General features: G+C 56.3%; 18 protein-coding genes. 13 read left to right on the top strand and 5 right to left on the bottom strand.

Features of this window, described 5'->3' with window-relative positions; translation table 11 throughout:
• Positions 1 to 87: 87 nt before the first annotated feature.
• Entirely contained in the window at positions 88 to 678 is a 591-nt protein-coding gene (locus tag G5315_RS13705) for a LysE family translocator (RefSeq protein ID WP_005335534.1), read from the bottom strand.
• Positions 679 to 803: 125 nt separating this feature from the next.
• A complete protein-coding gene (locus G5315_RS13700) occupies positions 804 to 1400 on the bottom strand; it encodes a LysE family translocator (RefSeq protein ID WP_005362793.1) in 597 nt (198 codons plus the stop codon).
• A 116-nt stretch (positions 1401 to 1516) separates the two neighbouring features.
• Between G5315_RS13700 and G5315_RS13695 the strand changes: the two genes are divergently transcribed.
• From G5315_RS13695 to G5315_RS13685, 3 genes are all read left to right on the top strand, one after another.
• Complete coding sequence (locus G5315_RS13695) at positions 1517 to 2893, top strand: PLP-dependent aminotransferase family protein (RefSeq protein WP_267518535.1); 1377 nt, start codon at positions 1517 to 1519, stop codon at positions 2891 to 2893.
• A 54-nt stretch (positions 2894 to 2947) separates the two neighbouring features.
• On the top strand, positions 2948 to 3415 hold the full coding sequence (locus G5315_RS13690) for a hypothetical protein (protein ID WP_335863861.1): 468 nt from the start codon (positions 2948 to 2950) through the stop codon (positions 3413 to 3415).
• Between the two features lie 125 nt (positions 3416 to 3540).
• On the top strand, positions 3541 to 5202 hold the full coding sequence (locus tag G5315_RS13685) for a hypothetical protein (protein ID WP_335863859.1): 1662 nt from the start codon (positions 3541 to 3543) through the stop codon (positions 5200 to 5202).
• Positions 5203 to 5354: 152 nt separating this feature from the next.
• Here the strand turns inward: G5315_RS13685 and G5315_RS13680 are convergent, their stop codons facing one another.
• Positions 5355 to 5768, bottom strand: coding sequence for a CBS domain-containing protein (locus G5315_RS13680; RefSeq protein WP_227341361.1), 414 nt, complete (start codon positions 5766 to 5768; stop codon positions 5355 to 5357).
• Positions 5769 to 5922: 154 nt separating this feature from the next.
• Here G5315_RS13680 and G5315_RS13675 point away from each other — a divergent pair, with 154 nt between their 5' ends.
• From G5315_RS13675 to G5315_RS13640, 8 genes are all read left to right on the top strand, one after another.
• Positions 5923 to 7833, top strand: a complete 1911-nt coding sequence (locus G5315_RS13675) for an ABC transporter ATP-binding protein (RefSeq protein ID WP_124928589.1) — start codon at positions 5923 to 5925, stop codon at positions 7831 to 7833.
• Positions 7826 to 8287 (top strand): DUF2390 domain-containing protein, encoded by a 462-nt coding sequence (locus G5315_RS13670; protein WP_005343337.1) that lies wholly within the window; start codon positions 7826 to 7828, stop codon positions 8285 to 8287. Before G5315_RS13675 ends, G5315_RS13670 begins: the two co-directional genes overlap by 8 nt.
• Positions 8281 to 9135, top strand: coding sequence for a 23S rRNA (adenine(2030)-N(6))-methyltransferase RlmJ (locus G5315_RS13665; protein WP_421333213.1), 855 nt, complete (start codon positions 8281 to 8283; stop codon positions 9133 to 9135). Before G5315_RS13670 ends, G5315_RS13665 begins: the two co-directional genes overlap by 7 nt.
• Positions 9136 to 9877: 742 nt before the next feature.
• Complete coding sequence (locus G5315_RS13660) at positions 9878 to 10438, top strand: hypothetical protein (RefSeq protein WP_279491631.1); 561 nt, start codon at positions 9878 to 9880, stop codon at positions 10436 to 10438.
• Positions 10439 to 10593: 155 nt separating this feature from the next.
• Complete coding sequence (locus G5315_RS13655) at positions 10594 to 11211, top strand: hypothetical protein (protein ID WP_050665232.1); 618 nt, start codon at positions 10594 to 10596, stop codon at positions 11209 to 11211.
• A gap of 167 nt (positions 11212 to 11378) precedes the next feature.
• Positions 11379 to 11720 carry a hypothetical protein gene (locus G5315_RS13650; RefSeq protein WP_057568323.1) on the top strand — a complete coding sequence of 114 codons (342 nt, stop codon included), beginning with the start codon at positions 11379 to 11381 and terminating at the stop codon, positions 11718 to 11720.
• A gap of 57 nt (positions 11721 to 11777) precedes the next feature.
• A complete protein-coding gene (locus G5315_RS13645) occupies positions 11778 to 12032 on the top strand; it encodes a hypothetical protein (RefSeq protein ID WP_421333212.1) in 255 nt (84 codons plus the stop codon).
• A gap of 149 nt (positions 12033 to 12181) precedes the next feature.
• A complete protein-coding gene (locus G5315_RS13640) occupies positions 12182 to 12952 on the top strand; it encodes an FRG domain-containing protein (RefSeq protein ID WP_139432280.1) in 771 nt (256 codons plus the stop codon).
• Between the two features lie 436 nt (positions 12953 to 13388).
• Here G5315_RS13640 and G5315_RS13635 read toward each other — a convergent pair whose 3' ends face one another.
• Positions 13389 to 13595: a hypothetical protein gene (locus tag G5315_RS13635; RefSeq protein WP_021229528.1), complete on the bottom strand. Its 207-nt coding sequence runs from the start codon at positions 13593 to 13595 to the stop codon at positions 13389 to 13391.
• A 191-nt stretch (positions 13596 to 13786) separates the two neighbouring features.
• Between G5315_RS13635 and G5315_RS13630 the strand changes: the two genes are divergently transcribed.
• Positions 13787 to 14152: a DUF2061 domain-containing protein gene (locus tag G5315_RS13630; RefSeq protein WP_042084552.1), complete on the top strand. Its 366-nt coding sequence runs from the start codon at positions 13787 to 13789 to the stop codon at positions 14150 to 14152.
• Positions 14153 to 14337: 185 nt separating this feature from the next.
• Entirely contained in the window at positions 14338 to 14934 is a 597-nt protein-coding gene (locus tag G5315_RS13625; RefSeq protein WP_421333211.1) for an MliC family protein, read from the top strand.
• Positions 14935 to 14973: 39 nt separating this feature from the next.
• On the opposite strand, the gene G5315_RS13620 is transcribed toward G5315_RS13625, so the two are convergent.
• Positions 14974 to 16149, bottom strand: coding sequence for an aspartyl protease family protein (locus tag G5315_RS13620; protein ID WP_421333210.1), 1176 nt, complete (start codon positions 16147 to 16149; stop codon positions 14974 to 14976).
• Positions 16150 to 16691 lie beyond the last annotated feature (542 nt).

The following is a 16691-nucleotide window of genomic DNA, read 5'->3' as shown; positions in this document are numbered from 1 at the left end:
ACCTTGCAGGCAAGGCCACGCGGACGAGATAAAAAAGGCCCCGCAGGGCCAACAAGACAGCCGGTAAAGGCCCGGGTCAACCCCGGGCTAAATCCAGATCATCCCGACACAGGCGGCCGTCGCCAGCCCCATGCCGAGATTGAAACGGCGCCAACCCCGGGCGGTGCGAATGATTTGCCGCACCTGGGCACCAAAAAGCACCCAGAACGCCCCGGTGTAGAGGCCGGTAATAAAGAAGATCACCAACACCCAGAGCGCAGAGGGCCAGTAAGCCTCCCCCGCTAGAGTGAAACCGCTGATGGCGGAGAGCGCCATCATCCACGCCTTGGGGTTGAGCAGTTGCAGCATGGCCCCCTGATGGGCGGGAATGAGCGGCCGGTTGCCCTCGGCCGGGCCACTGGCCGTAGCCACCTTCCACGCCAGCCAGAGCAGATAGGCCGAACCGATAAGCTTGAGGCCATCGTGCAGCAGCGGCACCTTCTCGAACACCACGCCAAGCCCCAGCGCGGTGGCGAGGATCATCAGATTGATCCCCCCGACCACCCCCACCAGCAGGGGAATCGTGCGGCGAAAACCCTGCGCCGCCCCGGCGCTGGTGAGCAACATATTGTTGGGCCCCGGCGTGCCGCAGGTAACCAGAGCAAACCCCGCCAGGGGCAGTAACCAGTTCAGATCCATCTCAACCTCTTGTCGATGCAACGCCCCCGTTATGGGGAAAGCCTTCTAATATGCAGAGCCAACCCCTTGGCGACAAGTCAGAAATGCCTCTTTCCAGGCCACCTCCCCCTCCAGCGCAACACGGCTCAATACCAGAGCATCACCACGCAGAGCGCCGTCAGCAGACCGAGGGAGCCGTTGAGTCGCCGCCAGCCCCGATCCGAGCTGATCCAGTTGCTCAGCTGATGGCCGAACAGTACCCAGACAAAGCAGACCGGCAGGGCCACCAGCACAAACATGACCATCACCGCCAGCTGACTCGACCAGTAACTGGCGCCGGGCAGGCTGAACAGACTGATGGCGGAGATCCCCATCATCCACGCCTTGGGGTTGAGAAACTGAAAGCCCAGCCCCTCCAGCATGGTTAGCGGACGGGCACGTCGGGCCGGATCACTGGGCGCACCGGCCACCGCGATACGCCACGCCAGCCACAGCAGATAGAGGCTGCCGAAGATCTGCAAACCGAGGCGCAGCAAGGGCCAACGCTCGAACAGGGGATAGAGCCCCAGCGCCAGCACCAGTTGTAGCACCGGCTGCCCCAGCCCCACCCCGAGCAGATGTGGCAGGGTGCGGCGCACCCCGAAGTTGGCGCCGGAGGCCGTCAGCATCAGGTTGTTGGGCCCCGGCGTACCGCAGGTGAGTACGGCAAAACCGAACAGGGTGACATACCACTCCATCGTCATATTGTGACTCCTTGCTCGCCACATTGTATCGATACAATGTGTGCTATTTGGTTGTTATCAGGTTGAAATTCACGCTATATTGACAACAAATTTTGATCAATGGATTTATTGTCACCATGACAATCTGGACGCCCGACCTTGCTGCCTTCGATGGCCCCCTCTACCTCAAGCTGGTCAAAGCGATCGAACAGGGGATCGCGAATGGCGAGCTGCCAACGCAGACCCGATTGCCTACCCACCGATCCCTGGCGGATCGTCTGGGTGTCACCGTCGGCACCGTCACCCGCGCCTACAGCGAGGCGGAGCGGCGCGGCCTGCTGGCCGCCCGGGTGGGCCACGGCACCTGGGTCAAGGGAGCGAACACGGATCCCGCCAATGAGTGGGTGATCCGCCAGGAGGAGGGGCACCGCATCGAGCTGTGGCAGAACCTGCCGGTGCAGCTGGATCGGGCGGCCATCATTCGCCCCATGCTGGGGGAAGTGGCGGACGGGGATCTCAACGCCCTGCTCGGCTACGACAAGGAGGCGGGACGGCCGGATCAGCGCCAGCAGTTCGTCAACTGGTTGGCGGAGCAAGGAGTGGCCTGCAGTGAGGATCGCCTGCTGTTCAGCCACGGCGCCCAGCACGGCATCATGCTGGCGCTGCTGGCGACCGGCTGCGTGGGGGAGACCATCCTGTGCGAGGGGCTGAGCTACCCCGGCATGCTGGGCAACGCTCGCCAACTGAAGAATCAGGTGGTGGGACTGGCGATGGACGAGGAGGGGCTGCTGCCCGAGGCGCTGGACGCCGCCTGCCGTACCCGCCGGGCCAAGCTGCTCTACCTCACCCCGACCCTGCAAAACCCCACCACCGCCATCATGAGTCTGGCGCGGCGGGAGGCCATCGTCGCCATCGCCCGTCGCCACGATCTGCTGATCATCGAGGATGACGTCAACGGTCTGCTGCCCCAGCAACCTGTGATCCCTCTGGTCAATCTGGCGCCGGAGCGGGTCATCTATCTGGGCAGTCTGGCCAAGATCGCCTGCGGCGGCCTGCGGGTGGGCTTCGTGCTGACGCCCCCCGCCCTGCGCAGCGCCTTCGCCCAGACCATGCGGCTGTCGAGCTGGATGGTGAGCCCGCTGCTGATCGAGCTCGCCTGCAAAATGGTCAGTCAGCGCCAGATCATGCCGCTGGTCGAGCAGCAGCGGGAGATCCTCAAGCGCCGTGGCGAACTGCTGCGCCACCTGCTGCCCGCCGCCCGCTGGCAGCCGGGCAGCATGCACGCCTGGCTGCCGCTGCCGGAGCCCTGGCGCAGCCAGCAGTTTGCCGCTGCCGCCGATGCCCTTGACGTTGGCGTGGCGAGTGGGGAACACTTCGCCGCCGGTCAGTTTGCCGCTCCGCAGGGGGTGCGCCTGAGCCTGAGCCAACCCGCCACCGACGCCCGGGTCGGCGAGGGGCTGGCCCGTCTGGCCCAACTGCTGCAGGGGACGCCCCCCAGCAATCCCCTGCTATAGTCAGGGCCAACCGACCTGACCTTCACGCTTCATCGTCATAGCCAAGGAGATGCCGTGCCCCCCATCAGAGCCGCCCTGCTGCTTGCCACCCTGTTGCTGGGTGGCTGTGCCTCGTCAACGACCCACCAGCAGCTGGGGGCCGCGCTCAATGGACTGGAAGGGGAGTTGCAACGGCTGGAAGAGGAGCTGGCGGCGATGAACGGCCTGCACTATCAAAAGGCGATCGATGCGCCGCTCAGTTTGCGCCGCGCACTCGGGGCGCCGCAGCCCACCCCAGAGGGGCTGGTGCCGGTGGCCAGCAAGCTGGAAGATGGGCCACTCCTGCGCTATCAATACCGACTGCCAGCGGGGATGGCGAGCCTGCCTCAGGACAACCTCTGCCAGCGCTACGAGTTCGAGCTGCGCCATCTGGGCCGCCTCGGCAAGCTCGAAGTCAGCTGGCAAGGGAAACTAGGGAGTGGTTCACTCCTGATCCGTCAAACAGAGTGTGTCTTTCTCACCGGGGTACATGGCTCCCGGTAACCACCTATAGTGCCCTCTCCCTTCCCGCGCTGACTACTGTCACTTTTCCTCCCTCCGCAGAGTTGTCGCTATGTTCCTCTTGGGTCTACTCTGATCTACTCGTGGAGTATTGAAAGGACGCGTGCATGACGATACTGCTGCTCGAAGAGGATCCCCTGCTCCGTAGCGCCATCACCAGAGAACTGACCGAACAGGGTATTCCTGCTGAACGGATCCACCACCACAGCCATCCGGGTCAGGAACGCAGCGGTCTGCTCACCCTGCTGCAACAACAGCCATTCGATGCCATTGTCTGCCAGCAAAATAGAAAACTGGGCCATGACGGCGCCCGCCTGCTGCATGAGGCACACTACCTCGGCCTGCTGCAACCCGCCTGCGTCCTGTTGTTGCTGGATGCGGACCAGAACGAGCAGGATTTTCTCCCCTCGGACCTCTACTTCTCCCTCCATCTGCCACTCCCCTTCATTGCAGGAGAGCTCACGACTGTGCTCAAGCAGTTGGCACAACTGAGCAAAATGACCCACACCCTCGCCCCTCCGGCCCTGCTGCGGGAGTGGAAACTGGCGACCGCACTCTGTGAAGACCTGCTCTATCAACGGGACAACCGCCCCCTTGCCCCCTGGCTGGATCGGTTCAAGGGCTACCTGCTGCTGCAATCCAGCGAACAGCTCACTGCCGCTCAGCATTATGCCCTCTGCGCCAACGAGTATCGGGCAAGCTGGCCAAGGGTCGGACTGTTTTACGCCATGTTGGGATTGGGCAAACTGCAGAGTGCCGAAACTGACTTGCAGCGTCATCAGGCCATATTGCCGACCGCCACCCGACTGGAGCTGCAACTCGCCAGCCAGCTGCACCAACATCAGTGGCAGGCAGCCTGGGAGACCATGGTGCAGCTGCAGCAAGTCCGCCCTCATCAACCACGCTGGCATCAGCTGGCCATGATTCTGGGACTGCTACAGCAAGACGAGAGGAAGGTACTGGAACAAGCCAGCACCCTGAATCTTCACTATTTCAGTGAGCTGCGCGTCCGGTTGGCCATCGACCACTTCATGATCAATGCCATGCTGGCGGTACTGTGGCATGCACCGTCCAGCAACCGGATCCGCTCCCTGAAACAGGAGTGGACCCACCTGCAGCGAACAGTGAACCTGCCTCCCCAGGAGTACGAGCTGCTGCAAGCACTGATGCAGGGACTGGATTACTGCTTCGACGAGGCGTTGATCCTGATCGCCCACCATCAACCCAACCAGGCGAGCGAGAACCATCTCACCCTGTTGTTGGGCTTTGCCGTCTGTCAGTTTTGTGGCCTGCCCCATCATGCCCAGCGTTATCTCGCCCAACTGGCACACTACCGTGACCGTGTCGCGCCCCACCCACTGACCCGTAAACTGTTTCACCATCTGCTAACGGAACTGGGCCAACGGTTGACGACGCGGGAGCAGCGCCTGACCAGCTTGCGCCAGACCCGCCATCAGGGGATACAAAAAGGTGATTATCAACTGGCTCTGCAGGCCGGCTTGCAGTTGCTGGAGGAGTTCCCTGCCCTGCCCGGCGATGCCTGGCAATTGCTGGAACTGCTGCAACACAGCTGGCCGACGGGCATGGCTGCCCCCAAGGTAGCGCTGCTGGTCGATACCCTGGAGCGGCGCCTCAAGCACAGCCCTGCGTTTCTGGATCAACATGCCCAGCAGTACCAGCGTACTCTGCAGGAGATCCGCACCCACTTGCAGCCGCACCTCTCCGGCAGTGGCCCATCCAGCCTGGCCAAGGGGCCCCCGGAGTCATGATGAAGCAGCAGGGGGTGCACTTACCTGCGCCACCAGCCACCACATAGAGAGAGGGGAGCCTTGGCTCCCCTCTATTCATTTCGTGTACCCTTATGGCCCTCAAGGACGGGCACAAGCAGCTACGGTGACAGATGACTGTTATGTACCCGGGCTCAGCCCAGTGCATCACTCTCCAGCGCCGCCTTGAGAAAATCCTTCCAGCTGATGATGCCGACCAGGGCGCCATTCTCCAGCACTGGCAGGCAGGAGACCCCCTTCTCCAGCATCAGCTTGACGCCGTCGCGCACGGTGAGATGGGGAGCGATGGTGACGAGCTGACGACTCATGATCTGGTGGGCCCGCTTGTTGAGGGTTTCGGTATCGCGGCTCATCTCGGCTTCGGAGTCGAGATAGGGGCTGATGGCGCGGAACAGATCCCGATCCGAGATGACCCCCACCAGCTCCTCCTCCTCCAGCACCAGCAGGTGGCGAAAGTGTGCCTGCTCGAAGATATCCCTGATGACTCGGAGTCGATCATCCATTGAAACGGTGGCGACCCGGGTCGTCATAATATCCCTGATATGCATGCTAACCTCCCGTAACCAAACTGGTTTCTCTGTTATGGCATGTTTTTGCAGCGCCAGCCAGTGGCCAGCCCTTCGCTACAGTGCAAATCAGCGTCATTTCACGTAAGATCCGCGCCAGTTTTTCTCCTCCATTTTGAGCAAGCAGATCCCACCCATGATAGTTGCCAGTCAAATCGAACTGATCCGCGGCGGCCGCAAGCTGCTGGACAACGCCTCCGCCACCATTCACCCCGGCCACAAAGTGGGTCTGGTGGGCAAAAATGGCTGTGGCAAGTCCACCTTTTTTGCACTGGTACGGGGCGAGCTGGCCATCGACAGCGGCACCTTCAGCCTGCCCGCTGGCTGGCAGATCGCAGGCGTCGCGCAGGAGACCCCGGCGCTCGACTGCTCGGCGCTCGAGTATGTGATCGACGGCGACAAGGAGTTCCGCTCGCTGGAAGCCCAGCTGGTACAAGCCGAGCAGGATGACAACGGTCTGCTGGTAGCCGAGCTGCACGGTCGCCTCGATACCATCGGCGCCTACAGCATTCGCGCCCGCGCAGCCGAGCTGCTGCACGGCCTCGGTTTCAGCGACGAGCAGCTGAGCTCGCCGGTACGCAGCTTCTCCGGTGGCTGGCGCATGCGCTTAAACCTCGCCCAGGCGCTGCTCTGCCGCTCCGATCTGCTGCTGCTCGATGAACCGACCAACCACCTGGATCTCGATGCGGTGATCTGGCTGGAGAAGTGGCTCAAGGGCTATCAGGGCACGCTGGTGCTCATCTCTCACGACCGCGATTTCCTTGATTCGGTCATCAGCCGCATCATCCATATCGAGAACGGCAAGCTCAACGAATACACCGGCGGCTACTCCGACTTCGAACTGCAGCGCGCCGAACATCTGGCCCAGCAGCAGTCGATGTACGAGAAGCAGCAGCGGGAAATGTCCCACATGCAGGCGTATGTGGACCGCTTCCGCTACAAGGCCTCCAAGGCCCGCCAGGCCCAGAGCCGCCTGAAAGCGATGGAGCGGATGGAGAAGATCCTGCCCGCCCACGCCGACTCGGAGTTCAGCTTCGAGTTTCGCGAGCCGTCGGCCCTGCCGACCCCGCTCATCGCCATGGAGAACCTCTCTGCCGGTTACGGCGACAAGGTGATCCTGGAGAAGATCAAACTCAATCTGGTACCGGGTTCGCGCATCGGTCTGCTCGGTCGTAACGGCGCCGGCAAGTCCACCTTTATCAAGATGCTGTCCGGCTCCAACCCGCCGCTCTCCGGCAAGCTCGAAGTGAGCGCCGGGGTGAGCATCGGTTACTTCGCCCAGCATCAGCTGGAGACCCTGCGTCTCGATGATTCCCCGCTCGATCATCTGGCCCGCCTCGCGCCGGACAAGACCGAGCAGGAGCTGCGCAACTATCTGGGCAGCTTCGGTTTTCACGGAGACAAGGCGCTCGACAAGGTGGCCCCCTTCTCTGGCGGCGAAAAAGCGCGGCTGGTGCTGGCGCTGATCACCTGGCAAAAGCCCAACCTGCTGCTGCTCGATGAACCGACCAACCACCTGGATCTGGAGATGCGCCACGCCCTGACCATGGCGCTGCAAGGCTTCGAAGGGGCCATGGTGGTGGTCTCCCACGACCGTCACCTGCTGCGTACCACCACAGATGACTTCTATCTGGTGCACGGTGGCCGGGTCGAACCGTTCGACGGCGATCTGGACGACTACCACAAGTGGCTCGGCGAGCAGGAGAAAGAGGCCAACGCCAAACCGGCCGATGGCCCTGTCTCCGCCAACTCGGCGGTGGCGCGCAAGGATCAGAAGCGGCGCGAGGCGGAGTTCCGCCAGCAAACCCGTCCGCTGCGCCAGAAGCTGGAAAAGCTCGAAGCGAGCATGGAGAAGCTGCAAGGTAAGCTCGGCGACATCGAGAGCCAGCTGGCCGACCCCGCCATCTACGAAGAGAGCGCTAAAACCAAGCTCTCCGAGCTGCTCAAATCCCAGGGCCCCCTCAAGGAGCAGCTGGAAGAGGTGGAGCTGGAGTGGATGAGCCTCTCAGAAGAGCTGGAAACCATGGAGCAAGCCTTCTTTGCGTGACGAACAGCTGATGGCCAGCGAGCGGGTCGCGGTCCACGAATTGCCGACGCCGATCGGCTTCTGGCACTGGAGCGGCAAGGTCTACGGTGAGCGCAGCCAGGATTGGCTCACCGTGCAGGAGCAGGGGGGCAACGTCAATCTGGCGCTGCTGCTGCACCGGCTCGATCAACTCGGCATCGTGGTCGATCTGACCGACCTGCAACCGGCGCTGGTGCAGACCGAGGCGGTGCTGACCCCGTGGCGCGCCCTGCGCCAGAGCGCCAAGACGCGACTCGACGAGCAGCAGTATCAGTCGATGCTGGCCCACGAGCTGGAGCTGGAGCGGCTGCAACAGGGCGTCCTGTTGCAGACCCTGCGCAGCCTCTCCCTGTTTCGCGGCAACAGCCGCAATTTGTTGAACTATCTATCGTTACTGGGTGCCCAGCAGGGCCCCCTCAGAGATCTAATATGCTGAGCTATCGCCACGCCTTTCACGCCGGCAACCATGCCGACGTGCTGAAACACGCCGTTCAGGCCCTGATCATCGAGTCCCTCAAGAAGAAGGAGAAACCCTTCATCGTGCTGGACACCCATGCCGGTGGCGGTCTCTACGACCTGCGCGGCGACTGGTCCCAGAAGAAGGCCGAGTATGCCGACGGCATCGGCCGCCTGTGGGACGAGCGGACCCAGTGGTCTGCCATGGCCACCTATCTGGGCGTTATCGAGGAGATAAATCAGAACGGCGAGCTGCACTACTACCCCGGCTCGCCGGAGCTCTCCCGCCGCCTCACCCGCGAGCAGGACAAGCTGGCGCTGATGGAGCTGCACAACAACGAGGTCGAAGATCTGCGCGCCAACATGGGCTATGACCCCCGCGTCGCCGTGCACCACCGTGACGGCTTCGAGGGGCTGATCGCCCTGCTGCCGCCGACTCCGCGCCGCGGGCTGGTGCTGATCGATCCGCCCTATGAGCTCAAAGAAGATTACTTCGCCGTGGTCGACACCCTGAAAAAGGCGCAAAAGCGCTGGGCGACCGGCATCTACGCCCTCTGGTATCCCATCCTCGGGCAGGAGGCGGACAAATCCCGCGACATGCTGCGCGCCATCAAGCGCGAGAACTTCGGTAACGTCCTGGTGGCCGAGCTGGAAGTGGCCGGTCAGACTGCCGACTGGGGCATGAACGGCTCAGGCATGCTGATCATCAGCCCCCCCTGGATGCTGGACGAGCAGATTGAAGCCTTCCTCAAACCGCTGTGCGCCAAGCTGGCACAGGGCACCGGTGCCCAGTACAAGGTGGAGTGGCTCAACAAGGCCGCAGAGTAGGCCCGCACCAGCCCGCTCTGGCGCCCGGTCAACGCGCCAGCAAGTCGCTCACCCAAGCCGTTCACAGTGGCTATGCCGCCAAAGAGAAGCCCCGTTCAGGGGCTTCTTGTTTTTTATACGCTACCGCTTTAGCCACTCACTCTTTCCCCACTAACTGTTTACCTTACCAATGGCAGCACCCGCCCCATCTGCATACCAGATCAGTCGTTATTGACTAATTAGTCGATCTAGCTCAGAAATCGGCCATCTGGTCCTTTCCCTCCGCCTGCCCGCCGCTAATATACCCGATTGGCAACAAAGCCTCGTAGGAGTCACCCCATGAGCCATGCCAACCCCATCCCGTTGGTTAAACGCAGCAGACTGGAGGCTGAAATTCAGGGGCGGTAGCCATGCCAGATGGAATGGATAAGCGAGAGTTGCCTACGACCCACTCCACATGGTGACGACCCCATTTTTATTTCTGACCTGCTAATGCTGGCGTGATCCGGCGGCGCTTTCCAAGACTGCGCTGAGCACTGTTTTTTTACATAGTAGTAACGGTGGCGCAGAAAGAGGAAGTCAAGCGAGTACGCCCAACACGAGAGGCAAACGGGTACATTATGATTTAATGATTGTTTTTACTTGGCGGCAGTGAAAATGTTACGGAGTTATATGGAATGCTCTGCTAACGGATTAATGCCGCCTTCCATCTAATCACTGTTATGAGCATTCTGTCTATTTTCAATATTAAAGGAACAATCATTTGAGTTATAAAAGTAGGTTTGAGGCAGCAGTAACAAAAACCAGAGAAATTGGTCTACGGCTGAAAGAAGAACCATATCCATTTAAGCAACCTTTGAGTTTTGAAGAAAAACGTCAAGCATTGCAGTTGTGTGTTGATGTTTTATTTGCTCATGGTTATAAAACATCATCAGATCTCGCCGGACATTGCACTCCGGTCCATCTAATGGCTCAGTATTTCTTGAAAGAAAATTTGGGTATAGAAAGTTATATCACTGTTGGAGATAGGTACTGGAATGACTATATTTATTGTGAGATGTCATACGACAGTATCCGATATGAACTGATGAATCCAGATATAACGAAGCCTATAAAAGCACATGTATGGCTAACTCTTTCTGATGGAACAATAATAGATTGTACAGCGGAAGCGCATGCGGACTTACTTTTTGAAAGAGGCGACTTCCCAGTACACCAGTGTTTGATGATAGTAGACCCTGAAAGGGTAGAGGATGATGTAACGGGTTACCATCGCCCATATTTAGTTGGCACTGACTTTTTGTCAAAAGCTGGAATGTGCTAGCGGGTGACATGCTCATAACAAAGCATTTAAGAGTGATTCCCAACGCATGGTATTTTTCACTCTATTATTGGGTTCAGTGTTTACGGTAGTATGGTCAAGTTTCGTGGTAGCGTTGGTCACACCTTAATGCGGCGTTATAAGGCAGGAATGAGGTCATGAATAAAGGTTCAGTAATAATAAATTTAGATGAACGTTGGAGTCTTGAGGATTTCTCGGTCTTTTCTAATCAATATATTCAGGTTTATGGTTTCTTCTTTGCTTTGAGAACGCTGTCGGAAACCGACTCAACAATGGAATTTGAGCGCATGCCTTGGCTAGGTGGAGCTAGTGTTGTCCATTTTTTCACTGGTATGAAAAATCATATTCACCCAGACTTATTGCCCAATGTTCAGAAAATACAATATGCGTCTCCGGGATTTATGGAGTTATCAGTACTTATTGAAGTTGCTGATGACATAAAAAATCTGGTTTTCGCTATTTGTTCTACTGTGGGTACGATTGCGACGACTTATCATGTGATTCATTCTCAGTATCGTTCGAGACAACTAGCGCAAAAGAAAATGCGAGAGTTAGAAAATCAGGAAGATAAGAACTTTGTAAGAAACTCTGTTCTTGAGTTACATGAGCAGTTAAATTTATCTCCCCAACAAGTAGTGAGCCTTTCCAAAATATCAAAAGGTGATCAATTAGTGGAACTAAAAATGCTGATGGCAATGTATCGGAGAGCTAAGCCAATTGCTGATTTGCAGACTCAGAATAAGGCGCAACTGTAAGCCTTATAACAAAGTGTTTAAGCGGGATTTGGCACGCGTGGCATTTTCAATTTGCGTTGGGTTCAGTGGTTACGGCACTGTGCGGTAGCTTTCGTATTGCGTGCCTGCCCCCCTTAACGCGGCGTTATAAAACTAATCGGCTATGTGGGCATAATAAGAGAAATAATATGACGATTGTAAAAGATAATGGTACGTGGGTCGCTGACCCGAGTGGCCTTACTTCCGGAGATCTTAAAGCTTGGCGCGAACGCATGTATTCAGAATGCCCAAACCCAGAAGTCGGCGATATCGTTGTTGTTGTCAATGAAAGTAATGGCAAAAAAATCGGATATAAAGCGCTAACTTCTGATGGTTATGATACTCGTTGGCAAAGGGTGTCTTCTGAGGAGGTTGAAAAGCATCTACGCTTACTGGACGTAAAGGATGGCGGAGACCAATTAACAAATCCTGATGACTATGTATATCTATCCGATGGTGTGTATGTGCATAAAGATGATTGTTGGTTTTAGTGTGTAAATGGAATTAAGGTAGAAGTTAATGAATACAAAAAAGTAACTCATCGTGTTATGGCTGGCGGTGTACCCGTCATGGCGGGTGGCGAGCAAGTGGTGGTGACTTTAGAGCAAGCTCTTACTACCGCTGACAAAATAGAGCAAATACCAGCCGATGCGAAAAGAGCAGTTAAGGATTTCTTCAAAGAGAATTGGGCTGGAATCCAAGATTTGTTAACTGATATTGATATTCCTCTAGACTTACTCCAAAAATTTGAGAATTTTGCGGATTACGTGGAGTTAGTCCTGCGAGCACTAGGGTTGGTATAAATAGTTTTATAACAAACAATTTAAGAGGGATTCCCCACGCTTGGCATTTTTGGTTTTGGTCACGTTCAGTGTTTACGGCCTCCAAATTTGGTGTCGTGGTAGCGTGGCTCACCCCTTAATTGGGCGTTAGCAATATAAATGGAGGTAATATGGCAAAAGGTCCATATGTAGAGCATAGATATGAAAGTTGGCAAGATTTCTTAAATGATAATTACTATTTTGCTGATCAGATGGACTTTGTTTTTAGAGGGCATGGATGCTCTAGTTGGAAGTTGGAAACTACATTAGATCGACTAATTCATAGGCTTAAACCTAATGTTGACTTAGATTCTACATATGATTTTGTTCTAAAGGAGTTTGTGAAGTCATTACGGGGTAGATCGAGTGTTGCTAAGGATGTTCAAACCAACAGCGAAGAGTTGTGGGCTTTAGGCCAGCATTACGGGCTAGCTACCCCTTTGTTGGACTGGACACATTCAATTTATGTAGCCTTGTTTTTTGCGTTTGAAGATCATACCCCTTCTAGCACTGGGTATAGGACAATATGGGCTTTAAGCTCTAGTCGATGGGTTGTTGACGCTATGGCTTCTCACAATGCGAAAAAAAATGAGAAACATTGGTTTAATTTTTTAGAGCCGCTGTCAGATAATAATCCTAGGCTTATTACACAAACAGGTCTATTTACAAAGCAACCTATCCAATTTGATATTATTTCTTGGGCTAAGGAAAATTTGCCAAATGATGCTCCTTATTTAATTAAGATCGACGTCCCAGACTCTGAACGTTTGAAAATTTTACGCCACTTGCGCTTAATGAATATCCATCCAGCTACGCTTTTCCCGGAGACAGATGGCGCTGCTAAGTATTGCAATCAAACACTAGAACTACTTAGTGATAAAAGTAGAGGCCCTCGACAGTAATATTGCTAACAAAGCATTTAAGAGTGATTCCCAACGCTTGGCATTTTTCATTCCCTCGTTGGGTTTCGTGATTACGGTGGTATGGTTAAGTTTCGTGGTAGCGTTGCTCACACCTTAATGCGGCGTTATGTACCCCGGTAAATTTGACAATCCAGAGTCCAAAAATGATAAGAAAATACAATTTAATCGACTTAGATTCAGTTCTTGAAATCTGGCTTGAAGCTTCCGTTAAAGCTCACGATTTCGTCTCTGCTGACTTCTGGGAATCTCAAACAAATCTGGGACACCCACCTTTTTGAGCAAGGCGTAGCAGAGCCCGAACCCAAAAGATGGGTGTCTAAGGTCTTCTGCTCACCGAGTTCAAACGCAAAAGCCCCATCACGGGGCTTTTTCTATTGGTGCGGCCGGTGTGTGCGGCAGCCTGAACCAGCGCGCCCTATGAACGGACGGGCAGATCCTGTTTCAGCGCAACCAGCAACAGGGCCAACAGGCCAAAGGGCGGAAACAGACAGAGCAAGGAGCAGATAAGGGTGATCAGCGCCGGATGCTCGCTCTTACGGCGCGCCAGTCGCCAGGCGATAACGCCGACGATGACCATCAACAACGCAATGAACTGGCCAAGCAGGGTGGCATTGATATTCATGAAAGATCCTTTTTCATGGGCAAGTGTGAAGAACCTGTACTTTATCGCCTTGGTTGCGATTGGCAACCGCTGAACCGCACCGGCAACTCGCCCGTTGATAGGTTCTCTCTATTCTGGCAATAGATGAGAATAGTTTTCATTTAATCTCGTTTCGGCGGATACTCTCATCATCAACAGAGGGAGCCGCCATCATGAAAAAGACCATCAGCTTTGCCATCCTGCACTTCGGTGTTGCCTTTACCGTGGCCTACCTGCTGACCGGTGAGCTGCTGACCGCCAGCCTGATCGCCCTGATCGAGCCCGCCGTCAACACGGTCGCTTTCTACTTTCATGACCTTGGCTGGCACAAGCTCAAACCAAATCACAGCCTGCAGGCCAAGACCAGCAGCTTCGCGGTGGTACACTTCTCGGTGGCCTTCGGGGTGGCCTTCCTGCTGAGCGGCGAGCTACTCACCGGCGGCGTGATGGCGATGATCGAACCGGCCATCAATACCGTGGTGTTCTTCTTCCACGAGCGGCTGTGGCGTGCCCGCAGTCAGCAACTGGCGCTGGCCTGATCAACCGGCAACCCGCCTCCCCCTCTATCGCGGCCACAAAAAACCCGACATTCCGGCCAGGAGTGTCGGGTTTTTCCGTTTGGCAGCCATTCAGCAGTGCAAGTGGGCTCGGCTCCCCTGCTGCATTGCCCTGTAGAGTGTGCTGTAGTAGGCAGATATACCCTCTTCATTGCTGGAATCTATCGATGAACAAGACCTTGCTTGCCACCCTGCTGTTTGCCCCTCTGCTGGCCAGTGCCGCAACCCCCTCCTTTGACTGCACCAAAGCCTCCGGGTCGGTCGAAACCCTGATCTGCAAGGATGCCGGACTGGCCACCCTTGATAACGAACTGGCGGCCCTCTACCCCAAGGCGATTGCTGCACTCTCTCCCGAACAGCTCAAGACTGAGCGCGCCATGCAGCGCGGCTGGATCAAGGGTCGCAACGACTGCTGGAAGGGGCAGGATCTGCGCCAGTGTGTGGAGGATAACTACCTGCTGCGGATCACCGAACTGCAGATCAGCGGCGGCCAGCTGATGGTGCCGGCACCGGTCAACTACAAGTGCGGCAAGAACGTAATGCTCTCTACCTACTTCTATAACGATGCCAAGCTGCCCGCAGCGGTAATCAACCTGAGCGAGGGTGACAAGCAGCAACAAGTGCTCGCCTATGAAGCCCCCAGCGCCAGCGGCGCCCGTTATGAAGGGCAAAACCTCACCTTCTTCACCAAGGGGGACGACGCCACGCTGGAGCGTTACGGCCAGCCAACCCTCACCTGTATGGAAAATCCAACCAAGGGCTGAGGCTCATAGGGGCGGCTCGTCTTGCCGCCCCCACCTTGACTAGATGGCGATATTCAGCGGTTTTCCTTCCCGCACAATTCGCAACTTGAGCGACCCCGGCTTGCTGGTGCTGAGCAACTCACGCACCTTGTCGATCTCGAGGGGACGATAAGCCACCCCGTTGATCTGTTCCAGAATGTCGCCGTTGGCCAGACCATAGGGGGCAAGATCCCGTTCGTCACTGTAGTAGACCTGCAGATGCTCGCCATCAAAACGCACCCCGATATTGCGCAGGATTGGGGGCACTTTGCGCGCCAGGCTGTCGGCGTCGTAGCAGATCATCATCCGCCCGGGGATGATCGCAAAGCGATTGAAGCGGTTAACAAAATCCAGCCCCAGACCATACTGCTCATTGCTGTTTTCCGACACGCGCAGCTCACCGAGCTGGCGCTCATCAAAGTGCAGGCCGGTGAGGATATGGTCACGCCCCTCCACCATACCGCTGGCGTCCACCCCTTTGCGTGGCGTGGCATCTTCGCCAGAGATCGCCTTCTGACTGGCCATAAAGTCGATAAAGGCATGGTCGGCATAGCTCTGATCGGCCCCGGTATCCAGATACATGCGCACGCTGCTCTCGCCGTGGGTCAGATACACGGCCGGGGAGCGGTTGTAGCTATCTTCATAGCCGATGCAACGCTCGAACGTGGCTGCCGACGGTGCCGTCAGCGAAGCCGTGAGCTGATGCCTGTCGCGATCAAACACCCAGTTGAAACGGCGGATGGTGTCGATCCCGAGGATGCCATCGATACGGCTGCCAAGAGACTGGGAGAAAAGATCGAAATCAACGGTAGCCCACAGGTCGCTGTCATCAATGGTGACCGACCCCACCGAGAAGGGCTGCGGCTCAACAAAACCAAGCTGCTCGCGGCCCAATTGGCTCGAAACGCTGTTCACAGTGGCAAAATCAGCCTGATAGGCCCTGGGCAATTCGCTTAAGGTCAGCGCCTTGAAGCGGCTGGCCAGACGACGATCGATAAAGGTGATACTGGCCCCGGTATCGAGCAAAAACTGGTACTGCTCACCGGCGATGGTGACGGGGATCAGGGGGGCACTTTCGTAATGCACTGTCAGCACAGGGCCGGGTGTATTGCGCTTGGTGGATGAATCCGGGGCTGTGCAGCCTTGGACGACGAACAGGGCCAACATGGCCAGCGCCACTTTGAACTGCGACTTCATAACTCTCCTTCCCGATAGCAGATGCCCCCGCGACGCCACCACATAATGCTATCTTGTTGATTTATAGATAAATAAGCTATTTCGGCGGGGGATGCGGACAATAACAAAGAGTTTTATGCTGGTTCAAGCCAGATATGACCATGAATATTCTATGGTGATAGCTCAAGAAGGGTTGTTCACGCTATCTCGGCGCGTCATCAATCGTGGGTGATATTTGATTAATTTATTGATCTTGCACAGAAAATCTCAATATTGAGCTTTCTCTCCACAGCGCCATGGTTAATATTGCCATTTGGCAACACTTGCCTCGTCGGAGTCTCCCATGAGCCATGCCAACCCCATCCCGTTGGTAAAACGCAGCAGACTGGAGGCTGAAATTCAGGGGCGGTAGCCTTACCTGATGGAATTGATAAGCGAGAGTTACCTTCGACCCACTCAAAATGGTGACGACCTCATTTTTATTTCTGACCTGCTCACACAGGCGTGCTTTGGCGGCGCTTTCCAAGACTGCGCTGAGCACTGATTTTTCACACAGTAGTAAT

Origin of the sequence: Aeromonas sp. 603607, from assembly GCF_049171595.1 — a bacterium.
Classification (GTDB): Bacteria; Pseudomonadota; Gammaproteobacteria; order Enterobacterales; family Aeromonadaceae; genus Aeromonas; species Aeromonas veronii.
Note: the sequence above shows the minus strand (reverse complement) of the source record. Positions and strands in the feature narration are given on the sequence as shown.